The 16,965-nt window shown below is 70.8% G+C and carries 16 protein-coding genes; 9 read left to right on the plus strand and 7 right to left on the minus strand.

The window, feature by feature from the left end:
* Positions 1-31 precede the first annotated feature (31 nt).
* Positions 32-514 (minus strand): CarD family transcriptional regulator, encoded by a 483-nt coding sequence (locus LK09_RS06740; RefSeq protein WP_039397345.1) that lies wholly within the window; start codon positions 512-514, stop codon positions 32-34.
* 145 nt (positions 515-659) lie between these two features.
* Here LK09_RS06740 and LK09_RS06745 point away from each other — a divergent pair, with 145 nt between their 5' ends.
* Positions 660-1,184, plus strand: a complete 525-nt coding sequence (locus tag LK09_RS06745; RefSeq protein ID WP_039397349.1) for a hypothetical protein — start codon at positions 660-662, stop codon at positions 1,182-1,184.
* Positions 1,185-1,248: 64 nt separating this feature from the next.
* Here LK09_RS06745 and LK09_RS06750 read toward each other — a convergent pair whose 3' ends face one another.
* Positions 1,249-1,932: a response regulator transcription factor gene (locus LK09_RS06750; protein ID WP_039397350.1), complete on the minus strand. Its 684-nt coding sequence runs from the start codon at positions 1,930-1,932 to the stop codon at positions 1,249-1,251.
* Positions 1,933-1,934: 2 nt separating this feature from the next.
* A complete protein-coding gene (locus tag LK09_RS06755; protein ID WP_039397352.1) occupies positions 1,935-3,131 on the minus strand; it encodes a sensor histidine kinase in 1,197 nt (398 codons plus the stop codon).
* Positions 3,132-3,284: 153 nt separating this feature from the next.
* On the opposite strand from LK09_RS06755, the gene phoU reads away from it, so the two are divergent.
* The gene (phoU, locus tag LK09_RS06760; protein WP_039398208.1) at positions 3,285-3,953 is read left to right on the plus strand and encodes a phosphate signaling complex protein PhoU; all 669 of its coding nucleotides are present in this window, start codon (positions 3,285-3,287) and stop codon (positions 3,951-3,953) included.
* A gap of 90 nt (positions 3,954-4,043) precedes the next feature.
* Here phoU and LK09_RS06765 read toward each other — a convergent pair whose 3' ends face one another.
* Positions 4,044-4,790: a phosphoglyceromutase gene (locus LK09_RS06765; protein WP_039397354.1), complete on the minus strand. Its 747-nt coding sequence runs from the start codon at positions 4,788-4,790 to the stop codon at positions 4,044-4,046.
* 60 nt (positions 4,791-4,850) lie between these two features.
* Between LK09_RS06765 and LK09_RS06770 the strand changes: the two genes are divergently transcribed.
* On the plus strand, positions 4,851-5,684 hold the full coding sequence (locus LK09_RS06770; RefSeq protein WP_039397356.1) for a methylase: 834 nt from the start codon (positions 4,851-4,853) through the stop codon (positions 5,682-5,684).
* Between the two features lie 6 nt (positions 5,685-5,690).
* Here the strand turns inward: LK09_RS06770 and LK09_RS06775 are convergent, their stop codons facing one another.
* Both LK09_RS06775 and ispG read right to left on the minus strand, forming a co-directional pair.
* Entirely contained in the window at positions 5,691-6,572 is an 882-nt protein-coding gene (locus LK09_RS06775; protein WP_039397358.1) for an alanyl-tRNA editing protein, read from the minus strand.
* Complete coding sequence (gene ispG, locus LK09_RS06780; RefSeq protein WP_039397360.1) at positions 6,569-7,699, minus strand: flavodoxin-dependent (E)-4-hydroxy-3-methylbut-2-enyl-diphosphate synthase; 1,131 nt, start codon at positions 7,697-7,699, stop codon at positions 6,569-6,571. The genes LK09_RS06775 and ispG overlap by 4 nt, the downstream gene beginning before the upstream one ends.
* A 102-nt stretch (positions 7,700-7,801) precedes the next feature.
* On the opposite strand from ispG, the gene LK09_RS06785 reads away from it, so the two are divergent.
* Both LK09_RS06785 and LK09_RS06790 read left to right on the plus strand, forming a co-directional pair.
* A complete protein-coding gene (locus LK09_RS06785) occupies positions 7,802-9,061 on the plus strand; it encodes a low temperature requirement protein A (RefSeq protein ID WP_039397362.1) in 1,260 nt (419 codons plus the stop codon).
* Between the two features lie 166 nt (positions 9,062-9,227).
* Complete coding sequence (locus LK09_RS06790; RefSeq protein ID WP_039397364.1) at positions 9,228-11,111, plus strand: anthranilate synthase family protein; 1,884 nt, start codon at positions 9,228-9,230, stop codon at positions 11,109-11,111.
* Positions 11,112-11,129: 18 nt separating this feature from the next.
* On the opposite strand, the gene LK09_RS06795 is transcribed toward LK09_RS06790, so the two are convergent.
* Positions 11,130-12,455 (minus strand): M50 family metallopeptidase, encoded by a 1,326-nt coding sequence (locus tag LK09_RS06795; protein WP_039397366.1) that lies wholly within the window; start codon positions 12,453-12,455, stop codon positions 11,130-11,132.
* A gap of 64 nt (positions 12,456-12,519) precedes the next feature.
* Between LK09_RS06795 and LK09_RS06800 the strand changes: the two genes are divergently transcribed.
* The 4 genes from LK09_RS06800 to LK09_RS20625 all read left to right on the plus strand — a co-directional run bounded on the left by LK09_RS06800 (position 12,520) and on the right by LK09_RS20625 (position 16,956).
* Entirely contained in the window at positions 12,520-13,119 is a 600-nt protein-coding gene (locus tag LK09_RS06800; RefSeq protein WP_156138667.1) for a hypothetical protein, read from the plus strand.
* 138 nt (positions 13,120-13,257) lie between these two features.
* Positions 13,258-13,974 (plus strand): DUF1775 domain-containing protein, encoded by a 717-nt coding sequence (locus LK09_RS06805; RefSeq protein WP_052226469.1) that lies wholly within the window; start codon positions 13,258-13,260, stop codon positions 13,972-13,974.
* A gap of 71 nt (positions 13,975-14,045) precedes the next feature.
* The gene (locus tag LK09_RS06810) at positions 14,046-15,713 is read left to right on the plus strand and encodes a Mur ligase family protein (RefSeq protein WP_039397370.1); all 1,668 of its coding nucleotides are present in this window, start codon (positions 14,046-14,048) and stop codon (positions 15,711-15,713) included.
* A 13-nt stretch (positions 15,714-15,726) separates the two neighbouring features.
* Positions 15,727-16,956: a GTP pyrophosphokinase gene (locus tag LK09_RS20625; RefSeq protein WP_052226470.1), complete on the plus strand. Its 1,230-nt coding sequence runs from the start codon at positions 15,727-15,729 to the stop codon at positions 16,954-16,956.
* Positions 16,957-16,965: the final 9 nt, after the last annotated feature.

The following is a 16,965-nucleotide window of genomic DNA, read 5'->3' on the forward strand; positions in this document are numbered from 1 at the left end:
CATGCGCCTGCGGCGGAGCCGGAAGGGAGGCTCAGGAAGCGAGGACCTCGTCGAGCACGAGCGATGCCTGCTCTTCGTCGGTCTTCTCGGCCAGGGCCAGCTCGGAGACGAGGATCTGACGGGCCTTCGCCAGCATCCGCTTCTCACCCGCGGACAGGCCGCGGTCCTGGTCTCGGCGCCAGAGGTCGCGGACGACCTCGCTGACCTTGATCACGTCTCCCGACGCGAGCTTCTCGAGGTTCGCCTTGTAGCGGCGCGACCAGTTGGTCGGCTCCTCGGTGAAGGGTGCGCGAAGCACCTCGAAGACGCGATCGAGTCCCTCTTTGCCAATGACGTCTCGGACGCCGACCAGGTCGACGTTCTCGGCAGGGACCTCGATGATGAGATCGCCCTGCGTGACGTTGAGCTTCAGGTACTTCTTGGTCTCGCCCTTGATGACCCGTTCTTTGACCTCGATGATCGTTGCGGCCCCGTGGTGCGGATAGACGACCGTCTCGCCAACCTCAAAAAGCATGCAGTTAAGTCCTTTCGGCAAACTCTAGAATACCACAGCCGCGATGCACTAAGGTTCGCCGCCCGCCCCCTGGGCCGTGCCACATGACGCGTGCCGGACCCCATAGAATGCAAAGGACAATCACGCCGTCCCTGCAGGAGGAACAGTGAAATCGCGTCTCGTCGCAGCCGTCGCCCTGGGCGCCGCCGTCATGCTCGGCACCAGCGGGTGCGCCATGACCGCCCCTCAGGCCACGCTGATCCCCTACTCGCCGGCCGATGGGCTCAACATCCCCGACCACGGGGCTCCGGTGCTCATCCGCAACGCTCTGGTGATCACCGACACCGGCGAGACGGGAAACCTGGTCGCGGCGGTCATCAACCCGACCGACCAGCCCGAGACGCTGACGATCCAGCTCGGCGAGGGCTCCACGGCGAACTCGCTCACCCTCGACGTGCCGGCCAACACGGTCAAGAGCCTCGGCGCCAACGCCGAGCCGCTGCGCCTCGACGGCCTCGGCGCACGTCCCGGCTCGACCGTCGCGATCTCGTTCCAGTCGGGCAGCGCCGCACCCGTCGTCGCCGAGGTGCCCGTGCTCAACGACAACGAGGGCTACTACAGCGGCCTCGTGCCGACCCCGCAGGTCACCCCGACCGGCATCGCCACGCCGGGAGCGACCCCGACCCCGTGACACTCTGAACGCGACGAAGCGCCCGGCTCGATCGAGCCGGGCGCTTCGTCGTGCGGGCCGTCCCTCAGTCCTCGAAGCGGTAGCCGAGACCGCGCACCGTGACGACCATCGTCGGCTCGGCGGGGTTCTCCTCGATCCGGGAGCGGATGCGCTTGATGTGGACGTCGAGCGTCTTGGTGTCGCCGAAGTAGTCGGCGCCCCACACGCGGTCGATGAGCTGTCCGCGGGTGAGGACCCGGCCGGCGTTGCGCATGAGGACCTCCAGGAGCTCGAACTCCTTCAGCGGCATCGAGATCTCCTCGCCGCCCACCGTCACGGCGTGCCGGTCCGCATCGAGCGTCACGCGCCCCGCGCGCAGCACGTCCGGTTCCAGCTCCTCCTCCGCGACCTCCGCCCGACGGAGCACGGCGCGCATGCGCGCCAGCAGCTCGCGGGTCGAGTACGGCTTGGTCAGGTAGTCATCGGCGCCGAGCTCCAGCCCCACCACGATGTCGATCTCGGAGTCCTTCGCCGTCAGCATGACGATGGGCACCTTCGAGATCGCGCGGATCTGCCGGCACACCTCCGTGCCCGGCATCCCCGGGAGCATCAGGTCGAGCAGGATGATGTCCGCGCCCTCGGCGCGGAACACGCGCAGGGCCTCGTTGCCATCCTCGACGACACGCGTCTGGAATCCTTCATGGCGCAGCAGGAAGGCGAGGGGCTCGGCGAGATCCGGCTCGTCCTCGACGATCAGCACCTGGGTCATCGTCACTCTCCAAGGGTCGTGCGTTCGGGTTTGGGCTTCTTGGTCTTCTTCGCCTGCTTCGGCTTCTTCGCCACAGGAGCCACGCGCGGCAGGCGGATGGTGAACGTCGCCCCGCGGCCCGGCTTCGACCACAGCCGAACCTCGCCGCCGTGGCGCTGCACGGCGTGCTTCACGATCGACAGGCCGAGGCCGGTGCCGCCGGTGCGGCGCGAACGCGCCTGATCCGAGCGGTAGAACCGCTCGAAGATTCGCTCCTGGTCGGCGGGCGCGATGCCTTCGCCCCGGTCGGTCACCGTGATCTCCACGGCGGTGTCGGCATCCTTCACGCCGATCCCGACGCTGGAGCCGGCCGGCGAGTGGGCGACGGCGTTGGAGACGAGGTTGCCGACGGCGTCGACGAGCACCCGGGCGTCGCCCGGAACGCGCAGACCCGTCGCCCCGCCGACGACGAGCCGCACGTCGGCGGCGTCGGCGGTCACGGAGTTGTTCGCCACGGCGGCGGCCACCACCTCGTCGATGGACACGTCGGTGATGCGCATGGCCTCGTCGACGCCCTGGAGCCGGGAGAGGTTCATCACGCGATCGGTGAGCGCGACCAGCCGATCGGTCTCGGTCTGCAGGCGCGCCCCGAAGGAGCGCACCTGGTCGGCGTCGTCGGCGGCCGCCTGGATCGCCTCCGTGAGGAGGCTGATCGAGGCCACCGGGGTCTTCAGCTCGTGACTCGTGTTCGCGACGAAGTCGCGGCGCATCTGCTCCATGCGCTCGATGGCCGTGATGTCGCGCATGAGCAGAAGGACGAGGCGCGGGGTGATCTCGCGCGCGATCACGGTCACGGTCCGCTCCTCGACCGGAGGCACCGTGCGCCGCAGCGTGAGGGTCACCCCGCCATCCGAGGCGGTGCCGCTGCGCGCCCCGCGCGCCAGTGCGCGCAGCTCGGGGATGGGCACGGATGCACCGTCGGTGATGCCGAACACGGCCGCTGCCGGCGACGACGCGACGACCGTGACAGAGGCGTCGACGACCACCGCCGGCTCGTCCAGCGCGGCCAGCATCGCGGCTGCGCTGTCGGAGAGCCGCGGCGACACCTCCTCGCGCGCACGGTCACGGGCGCGATACGCTGCGACGGTCACCATGGCGCCCGCGATGCCGAGGATGAGCCCGACCAGCAGCGACAGCAACGCAAGCTGGGGGGTGTGCATGTCACCAGCGTAGGGGCGTCACGAACGTGCATCGGACGGAAATCCCGGAGACGACCCGCCGAGGACGACTGTTCACCGAGTCGGCACCATTCGTTAACCTGGCGCCTGTTCAATGCCAGTGACCCCGAACCGGAAACAGGAGTGGTGCATTCGATGCGCGAAGTCTTCCACCAGTCTCTCGAAGACGTCCAGACGCGACTCGTCGAGATCGCCGAGCTCGTGACGATCGCGATCGAGAAGGCGACGACCGCGTTCGGCACGAGCGACGTCGAACTCGCCGAAGAGGTGATCGACGCCGACAGCGTGATCGACGAGCGCGCCAACCAGCTCGACGAGCTCGCGATCGAGATCCTCGCCCGCCAGCAGCCGGTCGCACGGGATCTGCGCATCGTCGTGACCGCCCTGCGCGTGAGCGCGTCGCTGGAGCGGATGGGCGACATCGCCGAGCACATCGCCCAGCTGACCCGCATGCGCTACCCGGAGCGGGCCATCCCCAAGGGGCTGAAGTCGACCTTCACGAAGATGGGCGAGCTGGATGTCGAGGTCGCCCGCGTGCTGACCGACCTGCTGCGCACCCAGGACCTCACCCTCGCCGACGCGATCCGCAACGCCGACGACGACATCGACGAGCTGCACGCGACCGTGTTCGAGAAGGTGCTCAGCGACAGCTGGCGCGGTGAGGCGGCGGCAACGGTGGATGCCACCCTCGCCAGCCGCTATCACGAGCGCTTCGCCGACCACGCCGTGTCGGTCGCGAAGAAGGTCGTGTACCTCGCGACGGGCGACTGGAACGCGGACACCGAGTTCGAGCCGCTCCAGTAGAGCCGCCGCTCGCGGGCCGAGGCCCGCTCAGACCACGAAGAGGATGCCGCAGGGGGTGCGGCATCCTCTTCGTTCGTGCGGGGTCGTGCGCTACTTCTTGGCGCCCTGCGCGGCCACGGCGGCGGCACCGGCGGCGGCCGCCTCGGGGTCGAGGTACTCCCCGGGCCCGAGCGGCTGCAGGTTCTCGTCGAGCCGGTACACCAGCGGGATGCCGGTGGGGATGTTCAGCTCGGCGATGTCGGCGTCGCTGATGCCGTCGAGGTGCTTGACGAGACCGCGCAGGGAGTTGCCGTGCGCGGTGACGAGCACCGTCTTGCCCGCCTGCAGGTCGGGGACGATGTCGCTGTGCCAGTACGGCAGCATGCGGTCGATGACGAGGCTGAGCGACTCGGTGCGCGGGATCTCGCCGTCGATCCCCGCGTAGCGGGGGTCGTTCACCTGGCTGAACTCGGAGGCGTCGTCGAGCGGGGGCGGCGGCACGTCGAAGGAGCGGCGCCACAGCATGAACTGTTCGCCTCCGAACTCCTCGAGGGTCTGCGCCTTGTCCTTGCCCTGCAGCGCACCGTAGTGGCGCTCGTTCAGGCGCCAGGAGCGCTTCACCGGGATCCACAGGCGGTCGGCGGCATCCAGCGCGATGTCCGCGGTCTGGATGGCGCGGCTGAGGACCGAGGTGTGCAGGATGTCCGGGAGGATGCCGGCCTCGGCGAGCAGCTCGCCGCCGCGCTGGGCCTCGGCCTTCCCCTGGTCGGAAAGGCGCACATCCACCCACCCGGTGAACAGATTCAGCTGGTTCCACTCGCTCTGCCCGTGGCGCAGCAGGATCAGGGTGTAGGTCATGCCTCAATGCTAGCGGCGGCGGATGACGCGGACATTTCGCGCCCTGGGATGATGGATGCCATGGCACAGGGTCCCGGCGGCGGCGCGAAGCCCGTCGGGCAGATCACCCGGGGCACGACCGGCACCAACCGGCTTCGGCGGGTGGACCGCTGGATCGCCCGCCACCCGGTGCTGCGCCGCGCCGACCGGCATCCGCTGGTCGTCGACCTCGGCTACGGCGCGAGCGCCGTCACCCCGCTGGAGCTGTGGTCGCGGCTGTCGGCGGTGCGGCCCGACGTCGAGGTGCTGGGGCTCGAGATCGACCCGACCCGGGTGGTCCGCGCGACCAAGCAGCTCGAGGCCGTCCGATCGGGAACGACCGGGTTCGCTCCGGGCGCCCGGGTCGCGTTCGGGCGCGGCGGATTCGAGGTGCCGTCGCCCCGCCGCCCGACGATCATCCGCGCGTTCAACGTGCTGCGGCAGTACGACGAGGGGGATGTCCGGCACGCCTGGCATCGGATGACCGAGCGTCTCGCGCCCGGCGGGATGCTGGTGGAGGGGACGTGCGACGAGATCGGCCGGGTCTCGACCTGGATCGAGGTGGGCCCGGATGCTGCGGCGCGAAGCCTCACGATCTCGTTGCGGCTGGCCGGGCTCCAGCGTCCCTCGATCGCGGCCGAGCGCCTGCCGAAGGCCCTGATCCACCGCAACGTGCCCGACGAGGGCGTGCATGCGCTGCTGACGGCGCTCGACGCCGAGTGGGATCGGGCCTCCGCGGTCGCGCCGTTCGGCCCCGTGCACCGCTGGCGAACGGCCCTCGGTGCGATGGCCGACGCGGGCTGGCCGCTGCTGGGTCAGGCGCGCTGGCGCCTCGGCGAGCTCACCGTCCCCTGGGACCTCGTCCGCCCGCTGTGAGCCGGATCAGGCCGCGACCGCGGTCGTGGTCATCACCAGCAGCTGCGGGTCGCTCAGGTCGAAGCTCACCGTGATGGCGGAGAAGGCGGCGAGCGAGTCGACGTGCGTGCCGCCGCAGAGGATGCGGGCCTCGCCCGGCACCAGCCGGCAGGTCCAGGTGCGCCGATCCGTGATCAGCGGCCCCTCGGTCTCGATGCGGCTGATCGCCGACGAACCGACGACGACCCACCCGGCGAGGATCCCGTTGACGGCCGCCTCGCGATCCGCGAGCACCGCGGCCAAGGCGTCGGTGTCGAAGCCCGCCTTGCGCAGGCTCTTCCCCAGCCGGTATTCGTCGACGCTCCCGTCGGGCACGATGCGGCTGGACTGGTTCGCCCGCGCATCGAACGCCGGTGCACCCAGCGGGTCGGCCCCGGGATCCTTGCGCCAGAGGTCGGCGAGCGCGGCGTCGAGGGCCAGGGAGGCCAGGTGGCAGGCGGTGTGACCGCGGGACAGCGCCGCCCGGCGCGCGCGATCGACCGATGCGGTGACCCCGGTTCCCGGGGCGAGCCGGGCCGGCACAGCCGGCACGTCGAGGCGGTGAGCGACGAGCCACGTCCAGCCGGGAGTGCCGCGGCGCACGGGGATGTCGGCTCCGACCGCGAACTCGCCCTCGTCCGACAGCGCCGCCATCACCGTGTCGGCCACGACGACGGCGTCGTCCCCGGCCTCGAGGGTGCCGGTGTCGCCGGGCTGATCGGGCCACGTGTGGTCGACGGGATGGAACGGGGTCTCGTCGAGGACGACCAGAGCGCCGGATGCCGCGTCCACGACGTGCACGACCGTGGCCTTGCCGGTGGTGGCGCCCGAGGGGAAGGTGACGCGGGTCCCGCTCAGCTCGGTGGTCACGCGGTGACCACCTGGGCCGTGCCGGGGGCGGCATCCGGACCCATCTCGTCGGCGATGCGGTTCGCCTCCTCGATGAGGGTCGCGACGATGTCGGCCTCCGGGACGGTCTTGATGACCTGCCCCTTCACGAAGATCTGCCCCTTGCCGTTGCCCGAGGCGACCCCGAGGTCGGCTTCGCGCGCCTCGCCAGGACCGTTGACGACGCAGCCCATGACCGCGACGCGCAGCGGCACGGTCATGTCCTTGAGCCCCTCGGTGACGGCGTCGGCCAGGGAGTACACGTCGACCTGGGCGCGCCCGCACGACGGGCACGACACGATCTCGAGCTTGCGTTCGCGCAGGTTGAGGGACTGGAGGATCTGGTGTCCGACCTTGACCTCCTCGGCGGGCGGAGCCGACAGCGAGACGCGGATGGTGTCGCCGATGCCCTCGGAGAGGAGGATGCCGAACGCGGTCGCCGACTTGATCGTGCCCTGGAAGGCGGGACCGGCCTCGGTGACGCCGAGGTGGAGCGGCCAGTCGCCGCGCTCGGCGAGCAGGCGGTAGGCCTTGACCATGACGATCGGGTCGTTGTGCTTGACCGAGATCTTGAAGTCGTGGAAGTCGTGTTCTTCGAACAGGGATGCCTCCCACACGGCGCTCTCGCAGAGCGCCTCGGGCGTGGCCTTGCCATACTTCTCCAGCAGGCGCTTGTCGAGCGAGCCGGCGTTCACGCCGATGCGCAGCGACACCCCGGCGGCCTTCGCCGCCGCGGCGATCTCGCCGACCTTGTCGTCGAACTGACGGATGTTGCCCGGATTCACGCGCACCGCCGCGCAGCCGGCGTCGATGGCCTGGAACACGTACTTCGGCTGGAAATGGATGTCGGCGATGACGGGGATCTGGCTCTTCGCGGCGATGATCGGCAGCGCGTCGGCGTCGTCCTGCGACGGCACGGCGACCCGGACGATCTCGCACCCGGAGGCGGTCAGCTCGGCGATCTGCTGCAGGGTCGCGTTGATGTTCGTGGTCGGCGTCGTCGTCATCGACTGCACGCTGATCGGGGCGTTCCCGCCGACGAGCACTTTGCCGACCCGGATCTGGCGGCTCTTGCGACGCGGGGCGAGGACTTCGGGGACGCTCGGCATCCCGAGATTCACGGCTGGCACCTCCCCAGCCTAATTCCACGACCCGTGTCCGGGCCGAGTTCGCCCGTTCTGGATCCGCACACCGTCCGGTAGGTTGCCCGCATGAGCATGCCGCACCGCCTCACGCGCATGGTCGGGCGCGACCCGAACGAAGCGCACCGGGCATCCACCCCGCTCGAGCTCATCTTCGATCTGACCTTCGCGGTCGCGTTCGCTCAGGTCTCGTCCCAGACCGCGCACTACCTGGAAGCGGGCGAGGTCGGCACCGCCGTGGTCGGCTTCCTCTTCACTGCATTCGGCGTGATCTGGGCATGGATCAACTACTCGTGGCTGGCATCGGCGTACGACAACGACGACCTGTTCTTCCGCCTGGCGACCTTCGTCGAGATGCTCGGGGTGCTCGTGCTGGCCCTCGGGGTGCCGCCGGTGTTCGCCTCCATCGAGGAGGGGGTCGTCCTGGACAACCGGGTCCTGGTCGCCGGGTACGTCATCATGCGCGTCGCCGCCATCGCGCTCTGGCTGCGCGCGGCGAGGCACGACCCCGCGCACCGCGCCGTCGCCCTGTCGTATGCCGCGAACATCGCGCTGGCCCAGATCTTCTGGGTCACGCTCATCTTCGTCAATCTGCCGCTGTGGCCGACGCTCGCGATCGTGATGGTCGGGTTCGTCATCGAGCTCGTCGGGCCGGTCATCGCCGAGCGCAAGGCCACGGCGCCGGGAACGCGCTCCGGCACAGGGACGCCGTGGCATCCGCACCACATCGCGGAACGCTACGGGCTGCTCGTGATCATCGCACTGGGCGAGGTCGTGCTCGGCACGATCCTCGCGATCTCGGCCGGGGTGGAGCAGTACGGCTGGAGCGTCGAGGCCGGTCTTCTCGCGTTCGGCGGCACGGCCCTGGTGTTCGGCCTGTGGTGGACGTACTTCCTGACGCCCTTCGGCGACCTGCTCGCGGGGCGGCGACCGCGGCCGTTCGTGTTCGGGTACCTGCACATCTTCGTGTTCGCCTCGATCATCGGGGTGGGCGCGGGGCTCCACGTCGCCGCGCAGGCGATCGCGCACCACGGCGAAGCAGGCGCGGTCTTTGCGACGTGGGCGGTCGCGGCCCCCGTGCTCGTGTTCGAGGTGATGCTGTTCGTCATCTACTCGCTGATGGTGCGCGAGATCGACCCGTTCCACGTCTGGATGTTCGCGGGCTGCGTCGTCATGCTCGCGGTCGCGGTGATCGCGGTGCAGCTGGGAGCGTCGCTCGGCGTCGGACTCGTGCTGATCGCCTGCTCGCCCGCGGTGATCGTCGTCGGCTACGAGCTGGGCGGGTGGCGCCACGCCTCGGAGGTGCTCGAGCGCGCACGCGTTCGGTGACCGGCCCCCGCCGAAGGGGCCTGCGCCGGTCTGCTAGTCTTCCGGCATGCACGCGAACCGCGCCTGGTGGCACACCCGCTGAGGCGGTGTGCGTTCGCGTATCCCAGACCGCCCCGGTGGCGGTCTCTCTCTGTGCGACGACCGCCCGACCCAAGAAAGGCCGGCGATGACCGTTTCGCTGCCCGAGCTGATCGCAGACCGTCCGTCGTTCGCCCTGCTCGCCCGTGACACCTCGACCGTCGAGGTGCTTCTCGGCGACGTCGTCGACGTCGATCTGCTCGCGGACATCCCCCTCGTGGATGCCGCCGGCACGCCGCGCGAGGTGCTCGCCCTCGTTCCGTACCGGCAGGTGCGCGAACGCGGGTTCGCCTGCCACGACGACGGCGCCCCGTTGCGCTGCCTGATCGTCGACGAACACACCGCCATCGACCGCGAGACGGCGATCGCGCAGCTCCCATCCTCTCCCGTCGCGCTGACCGATGCCGGATTCGACCTCTCCGACGAGGACTACGCGGCGATCGTGCGGCAGGTGATCTCGGACGAGATCGGACGCGGGGAGGGTGCGAACTTCGTGATCCGGCGCGACTTCACCGCCGGCGTCGAGGCCGATCCGCTGACCGCCGGGCTCACCTGGTTCCAGGCCCTCCTGGAGCACGAGCGCGGGGCGTACTGGACCTTCCTCGTGGTGACGCCCGGACACGTCGCCGTGGGCGCGAGCCCGGAGGCGCACGTCGTCGCCCGGGACGGCATCGTGACCATGAACCCGATCTCGGGGACGTTCCGCCATCCGGCCGGCGGGTCGACCGTGGAGACGCTCAGCGAGTTCCTCCGCTCCACGAAGGAGACCGAGGAGCTGTTCATGGTGGTCGACGAGGAGCTCAAGATGATGAGCGCCGTCTGCTCCGACGGCGGCCGCATCACCGGTCCGCACCTCAAGGAGATGTCCCGGCTCACCCACACCGAGTACATGCTGCGCGGACGCAGCCGCCTGGACCCGCGCGACATCCTCCGCGAGACGATGTTCGCGCCGACCGTCACCGGCTCCCCCATGCAGAACGCCTGCACGGTCATCCAGCGCCACGAGCGAGAGCCGCGCGGCTACTACTCGGGCGTCGCCGCGCTGTTCACCCCGCGCGAGACGCTGGCGGTGGGCGAGCAGACCCACGATCTGGATGCGCCCATCCTGATCCGCACCGCGTACCTCGTGGACGGCCGGCTCCGCGTCCCCGTCGGCGCGACGCTGGTGCGTCACTCGGATCCCGACGGCGAGGTCGGCGAGACCCACGGGAAGGCGGCCGGTGTGCTCGGCGCGATCGGCGCGGTGCCCCGCGACGGCGGTGCCGACGTCGACGAGCCGGCGGCCGAGCGCCCCCGGCTCGCCGCCGTCCCCGAGATCGCCGAGCTGCTGGCATCCCGCAACTCGCGCCTCGCGCCGTTCTGGCTGAACCCGCAGGGCACCGACGCCCCCGCGCCGCTCAGCGGCCACGGAGCACTCGTGGTGGATGCCGAAGACCGGTTCACGACGATGCTCGCCCACCAGCTGCGCCACCTCGGCCTGGACGTGCGGATCCTGCCGTGGAACGAGGTGACCGACGACGACCTCGACGCCGCCGAGCTCGTGGTCTCCGGCCCCGGCCCCGGCGACCCGCGCGACCCGGACAGCCGCCGCATGCGCCGCATGCGCGAGGTCGTCGCGCGACGCGTGGACGCCGGGCGTCCGATCCTCGCGGTGTGCCTCAGCCACCAGATCCTCGCCGACTCGCTCGGCATCGACCTGGTGCCGCTGGCCTCGCCGCATCAGGGCCTGCAGAAGATCGTCCCGGTGTTCGGCGAGGACGTCTCGATCGGCTTCTACAACACGTTCACGGCCCACGTCGCACCCGGCACCACGCAGGTGGGCGTCGCCGAGGTCTCGTCCGATCCGGTCACCGGAGACGTGTACGCGCTGCGCGGCCCCGGTTTCGCGTCGGTGCAGGGACACCTGGAGTCGATCCTGTCGCGCGACGGCCTGCACACGCTGCAGCGCCTCGCCGAGGACGCGCTGGCCTGACCGCCGCCGGCCTCCCGGCTAGTGGCCGAGCAGGCTGACCGGGTTCACCAGGTCGGCGAGGATCAGCACGCCGCCCATCACGATCAGGGCGACGACCACCACGAAGGTGACCGGCACGAGCCTGGTGGCATCCACCGGCTTCGGGGGCGGGCGGCGGAACAGCCGCGCCCAGGCGCGCTTGACGCCGTCCCACAGGGCCACCGCGACGTGCCCGCCGTCCAGCGGCAGCAGCGGCACCAGGTTGAAGACGAACAGCGCGATGTTCAGCGACGCGAGCAGGCTCAGGAAGCCGGCGATGCGGTTCGACACCGGCACGTCGGCCGAGGCGACTTCTCCGGCGAGCACGCCGGCGCCGACGATCGACATGGGGCTGTCCGCGGATCGCTCACCGCCGGTGACCACCGTCACCGCCGTCTCGTAGACCTTCACCGGCATCTGCCAGATCAGCCCGCCCACCTGGGCGACGTTCTGGAGCGCGGCCTGCGGCCCCGCGAGGATCGGCTGTCGCTGCATCTCGGACGTGGGCCCGATGCCGACGAACCCCACGTTCTCGGTCTTGACCGTGCCGTCCGCGTTGTGCTCGGCCACGCCCTGCGCGTTGGTCACGGCGCGCTGGGCGAGCATCGGCGTGACCTGCAGCGTCACCGGCTGCCCGTCGCGTTCGACGACGAACGTGAGCTGCGTGTTCGGCGAGCGCTGGATGATGGCGGAGGCCTGGTCGAACGACGAGACCGCGGTGCCGTCGATCGACACGATCGTGTCGCCCGGCTTGAGTCCGGCTGCCGCGGCGGGCGCCTCCGGGTCGCTCGCACGGCAGGTCGTGCGGTTCTCGGACGCCGGGATGACGCACTGGCTCACCGACGAGACCGTCGTGGTCGCGGTCGCGACGCCGAACCCGCTGAAGACGATCGCGAACAGGACGATCGCGAGCAGCAGGTTCATGACCGGCCCGCCGAGCATGATGATGATGCGCTGGTAGACCGGCAGCTTGTAGAAGACGCGGTCCTCGTCGCCCGCGATGGTCTCGTCGTTGCTGGCGCGGGCGTCCTGCACCATCGTGGCGAAGAATCCGCCGCCGGCGCGGCCGTCGCCCGACCCCTTCGGCGAGGGCGGGTACATCCCGGCCATGGAGATGTAGCCGCCGAGCGGGATCGCCTTGATGCCGTACTCGGTCTCGCCCCTGCGGCGGGACCACAGGGTGGGGCCGAAACCGATCATGTACTGGCCGACGCGCACCCCGAACAGCTTCGCCGGGGCGAGGTGGCCGAGTTCGTGCAGTGCGATGGACACGGCAAGGCCGACCACCATGAGGAGGATCCCGATGATGAAGGCGATGACTGTCACCCGGACAGGGTACGCGGTGGGGCTTTGAGTCCGGTGTGCGCATAGGGTGGAACGGATGCGACCGGTGACTCCACGACAGGCGCGGGCTCTCCGTGCCGCCTCGACGTCGGCGCTGACCACTCTCTTCGCCGCCGCCGCGCATACGCTCGGCGGGGGCGGAGCGCCGGCGCCCACCGTGCTGCTCATCGCCGCCCTGCTGTCGTTGCCGGTCGCTCTGCTGCTCACGGGCCGGCGCGCCGGGGCCGTGCGCTCTTCGCTCGCGGTTCTCGGGTCGCAGGCCGTCTATCACCTCGTCTTCGCCGTGTTCGGGATGTCCGCCGCGTTCGCCGGACCCGTCTCCCACGTGCACGGCGTCCTGCCCGGCGCAGCCGCCGCGCCCGCGACGATGGCCGCGATGGATGCCTCCGGGCCCCTGCTGGGCCTGTTCGAACCGACGATGCTCGTGATGCACGCCCTCGCCGCCGTGGCGGCGATCCTCATGCTCCGCCACGGCGAGCGTCTCCTGCACGCGGTCGCCGCGATGATCTGGCCGGCACTGCTGCGTCACGCCTTCCGACCCCTCGCGGTGCGGATCGCGGGCACTCTGGCCGCTCGGCATCCGCAGACCCTCGTGGGCGCCCTGCTCCCGGCCGTGCGCGGGCGCGGTCCCCCGGTGCGGGTCTGACGACCTCTCTCGTGTGAACGGGAGCCGTCGTCGTTCGACTCCCCTGAAGCACCGGATGCCGCACTTCGCCAGGCATCCGTTCGTGCGCGCCCGTGCCCGTCGATCGCGTGGTCGCGCACCCGACACGAGAGAACCTCCATGAACGGCAACACCCTGAAAACGTCCCCTTCGCGCGCCCGCCGCACGCTGCTCGCCGCAGCCGGCGTGACGGCAGGCTGCGCCCTCGCGCTGGCCGTGCCGCTGGCGGCATCCGCCCACGTGGAGGTGAGCCCCGCCACCGCACCGGCAGGCGGCACCACCCGTCTGACGTTCCAGTTCCACCACGGCTGCGACGGCTCCCCCACCACGGCCCTGGCGATCCGCATCCCCGCCGGCGTCGCGAGCACGATGCCCGTGTACGACGGCGGCTGGACGATCCATCGCACCGACGGGGCCGACGGCCTGCCCACGCAGGTCACCTTCGTGGCCCGGCAGCCCATTCCCACCGATACCTCGGCCGCGGTCTCGCTGGACGTGCTGTTCAGCTCGAGCGCTGCCGGCAAGCAGATCTCGTTCCCGGTCGTGCAGACCTGCGAGAAGGGCAGCACCTCCTGGACGCAGATCCCCAAGACGGGACAGGACCCGGAGTCCCTGGACACCCCTGCCCCCACCCTCGCCGTCGGCGCGAAGGGCGTGGGCGACGAGGATGATGTCGCCCATTCGTCCGCGTCCCCTTCGGCGAGCGCGGAACCGCAGCAGACGACCTCGTCGCGCTCGGACGACCAGCCGGATCCGGTGGCGCGCTGGCTGGCGGCGGGCGGGCTCGTGGCCGGTATCGCCGCCCTGGTCGTCTCCGTCGTCCGTCGCCGCAAGTAGCCGTCGTCGTTCGTGGACACCGCCGGTGCGCGGTGTCCCCGAACGACAGACAATGCGAGGATGGAGGCACCATGGCAACCCCTGCTTCCAACCTGCCTCCCGTCCTCCGACCCGAGCAGCCCCCCGTGCGCTCCCTCGACGATCTCGCGGCGCGCTTCGGCACCTCCACCCGCGGCCTGACGAAGGGCGTGACCCTCACCGGCGTCACCCTGGCCACCGCCGACCTCCGACCCGGGGAGGCGTTCGTCGCCATCCGGGGCGTGAACCGGCACGGCGCCGAGTTCGCGGCGTCCGCCGCCGAGAAGGGCGCCGTCGCGATCGTGACGGATGCCGCCGGCGCCGACATCGCCGAATCCGCCGGCCTGCCGATCGTCGTCGTCGACCACCCGCGCGCCGTGCTCGGCGACCTCTCCGCCTGGGTCTACGGCACCGGCGCCGACGACGAACTGCCCCTGCTGTTCGGCACCACGGGCACCAACGGGAAGACCAGCGTGTCGCATCTGCTGGAGGGCATCCTCTCCCAGCTCGGGGTGGTCACCGGCCTCAGCTCCACGGCCGAGCGCCACATCGCCGGCCAGGTGATCGTCTCGCGGCTGACCACGCCGGAGGCATCCGAGTTCCATGCCCTGCTCGCGCTGATGCGCGAGCGCGGCGTCGAGGCCGTCGCGGTCGAGGTGAGCGCGCAGGCACTCAGCCGCCATCGCGTCGACGGCCTGATGTTCGACGTCGCCGGGTTCACCAACCTCAGCCACGACCACCTCGACGACTACGCGGACATGCGGGAGTATTTCGAGGCGAAGCTGCAGCTGTTCCGCCCCGACCGCTCCCGCCGCGGCGTGATCTCGCTGGACTCCACCGCAGGCGCTGAGGTGGCGGCGCGCAGCGAGGTGCCGGTCGTGACGATCGTCTGCCCGGCGATCGCCGCCGACCCGGGAGCCGCAGCCGACTGGACCGTGCAGATCCTCGAAGAGCGCCAGGACGGCACGACGTTCCGCCTGGACGGCCCCGGGGGCCGCTCGCTCACGACCGTGGTGCCCACGATCGGACGCCACATGGCCGCCAACGCGGGCCTGGCGATCGTGATGCTGCTCGAGGGCGGCTACACGTGGGAGGCACTGGTCGCCGCGCTCGACGGAGGCCGCATCGAGGCGTACCTCCCCGGCCGGACCGAGCGCGTGTCCGGCGACCGCGGGCCGGCCGTCTACGTCGACTTCGGGCACTCCCCCGACGCCTTCGAGAAGACCCTCGCCGCGGTGCGCCACGTGACGCCCGGCAAGGTGCTGTTCCTCATGGGCGCCGACGGCGACCGGGATGCCACCAAGCGTCTCGACATGGGCCGGACCGGCGCCGAGGGCAGCGACATCTTCATCGTCACCGACCACCACCCGCGTTTCGAGGATCCCGACTCGATCCGGGCGACGCTCCTGGAGGGTGCGCGCCGGGCCGGCACCGCCACCGAACTCCACGAGTTCTCCCCGCCCGAGCGGGCGATCATCGAGGCCGTGCGCCTCGTCGGCGAGGGCGACGCGATCCTGTGGTGCGGCCCCGGCCACCAGGACTACCGCGACATCCGCGGCATCCGCACGCCGTACTCGGCCCGCGAGCTCGCCCGGCGTGCGCTGCGGGATGCCGGCTGGCCGGTTCCGGAGCCGCACTGGCCCGTGCCGTACCCGGACGACGAGACCCCGCTCTCCGACCCCGCACGGGAATGGCGCACCGCCCCCTCGTCGGGGCGCTGACCGAGAAGCGCCGATGACGCCGCTCACCCCCGACGACGAGGCCCGGATCGAGGCCGACCTTCGCCGCTACGACGAGCTCCTGCCGGAGTACCGGCAGAACATCCACGAGCTCACGCGCCGGCTCACCGAGGTCATCGGGGCCGACGACCGTGTGCACCTGCACGCGATCGAACCGCGCGTGAAGACCCGCGAGTCGCTGGAGAACAAGCTCAGGGAGAAGGCCGAGACAGATCCGCTCGGCCGCATCGAGGACACCCTCGGCGTGCGCATCATCACGTACTTCCGCGACGATGCGACCTGGGTCGAGCAGATCGTGCGCGAACTGCTGCGCGTGCACGAGGGGACGTACGCCGACAAGGCGGCGCTCCTCGAAGATCAGGAGTTCGGATACCGGTCGATCCAGTTCGTCGCGACGATGCCGTGGGCCGTGGCCGACGAGAATCTCCCGTCGATCCTGCGCGACCAGCGCAAGCCGCCGCCGCTGTCGGCGGCGATCGTGGAGATCCAGATCCGCAGCATCCTGGAGCACGGCTGGGCGGAGATCGAGCACGATCTGGTCTACAAGAGCGGGCTGCCCCTGCCCCGCCCGATCCGTCGCCGGTTCGCCCTCACCGCCGCACTCATCGAGAACGCCGACGAGCAGCTCGAGGTGATCCGCGACCAGCTGGCGCTGGACCGGCCGCCCGCGCTGCCCGAACCCGAACCCGAAGCCGACGACGAGACCGGATTCGTCGAGCGGCTGATCGCTTCGGATCGCACCTCGCGCGCCCTGGACGACCAGATCGCGGCGGCGCTCGACCTGCGCCCGGGAAAGCCCGCGAACTATCTGCGCGACGTCGAACGCGCCGTGCACGTGGCGATGCTGGACTCGCGCGAGAAGCTGGAGCAGGCACTGGCCGAGCAGGACGGCAAGCTCGGACTGCGGATGGCGATCGTCTGCGCAGACGTCTCCCAGCAGCTGACCCGGCCCGATTCCGTCCGGGAGACCGACGAGCCCGTCGTCGCGTTCCCGGGTGTCGGGGTGTACTGGACCGCGTTGGCGCTCCTGCACCGGCAGGAGGATTCGGAGTGGCACTTCACCGCCGTCGGCGAGGGGCGCCTGTCCGAGTACCGGGACGTCGGACGCTATCTCGTCGAGCATCCCGAGGAGTCGGCGATCGGCATCCGGGAGCGCTACCGCGCGCAGGCGTATCCGGCCGGTGCGGCCCCGGAATCGCCCCACCGCCTGGATCTGGCTCCCTGATCAGCCGAT

This window comes from Microbacterium mangrovi (assembly GCF_000802305.1).
Classification (GTDB): domain Bacteria; phylum Actinomycetota; class Actinomycetes; order Actinomycetales; family Microbacteriaceae; genus Microbacterium; species Microbacterium mangrovi.

Bases quoted from the DNA above. Each gene is read 5' to 3' on its own strand.
- LK09_RS06805 (WP_052226469.1), top strand. From the start codon at position 13,258: ATGAACGGCAACACCCTGAAAACGTCCCCTTCGCGCGCCCGCCGCACG.
- phoU (WP_039398208.1), top strand. From the start codon at position 3,285: ATGCGCGAAGTCTTCCACCAGTCTCTCGAAGACGTCCAGACGCGACTC.
- LK09_RS06790 (WP_039397364.1), top strand. From the start codon at position 9,228: ATGACCGTTTCGCTGCCCGAGCTGATCGCAGACCGTCCGTCGTTCGCC.
- LK09_RS20625 (WP_052226470.1), top strand. From the start codon at position 15,727: ATGACGCCGCTCACCCCCGACGACGAGGCCCGGATCGAGGCCGACCTT.
- LK09_RS06810 (WP_039397370.1), top strand. From the start codon at position 14,046: ATGGCAACCCCTGCTTCCAACCTGCCTCCCGTCCTCCGACCCGAGCAG.
- LK09_RS06750 (WP_039397350.1), bottom strand. From the start codon at position 1,932: ATGACCCAGGTGCTGATCGTCGAGGACGAGCCGGATCTCGCCGAGCCC.
- ispG (WP_039397360.1), bottom strand. From the start codon at position 7,699: ATGCCGAGCGTCCCCGAAGTCCTCGCCCCGCGTCGCAAGAGCCGCCAG.
- LK09_RS06755 (WP_039397352.1), bottom strand. From the start codon at position 3,131: ATGCACACCCCCCAGCTTGCGTTGCTGTCGCTGCTGGTCGGGCTCATC.
- LK09_RS06770 (WP_039397356.1), top strand. From the start codon at position 4,851: ATGGCACAGGGTCCCGGCGGCGGCGCGAAGCCCGTCGGGCAGATCACC.
- LK09_RS06740 (WP_039397345.1), bottom strand. From the start codon at position 514: ATGCTTTTTGAGGTTGGCGAGACGGTCGTCTATCCGCACCACGGGGCC.
- LK09_RS06785 (WP_039397362.1), top strand. From the start codon at position 7,802: ATGAGCATGCCGCACCGCCTCACGCGCATGGTCGGGCGCGACCCGAAC.
- LK09_RS06765 (WP_039397354.1), bottom strand. From the start codon at position 4,790: ATGACCTACACCCTGATCCTGCTGCGCCACGGGCAGAGCGAGTGGAAC.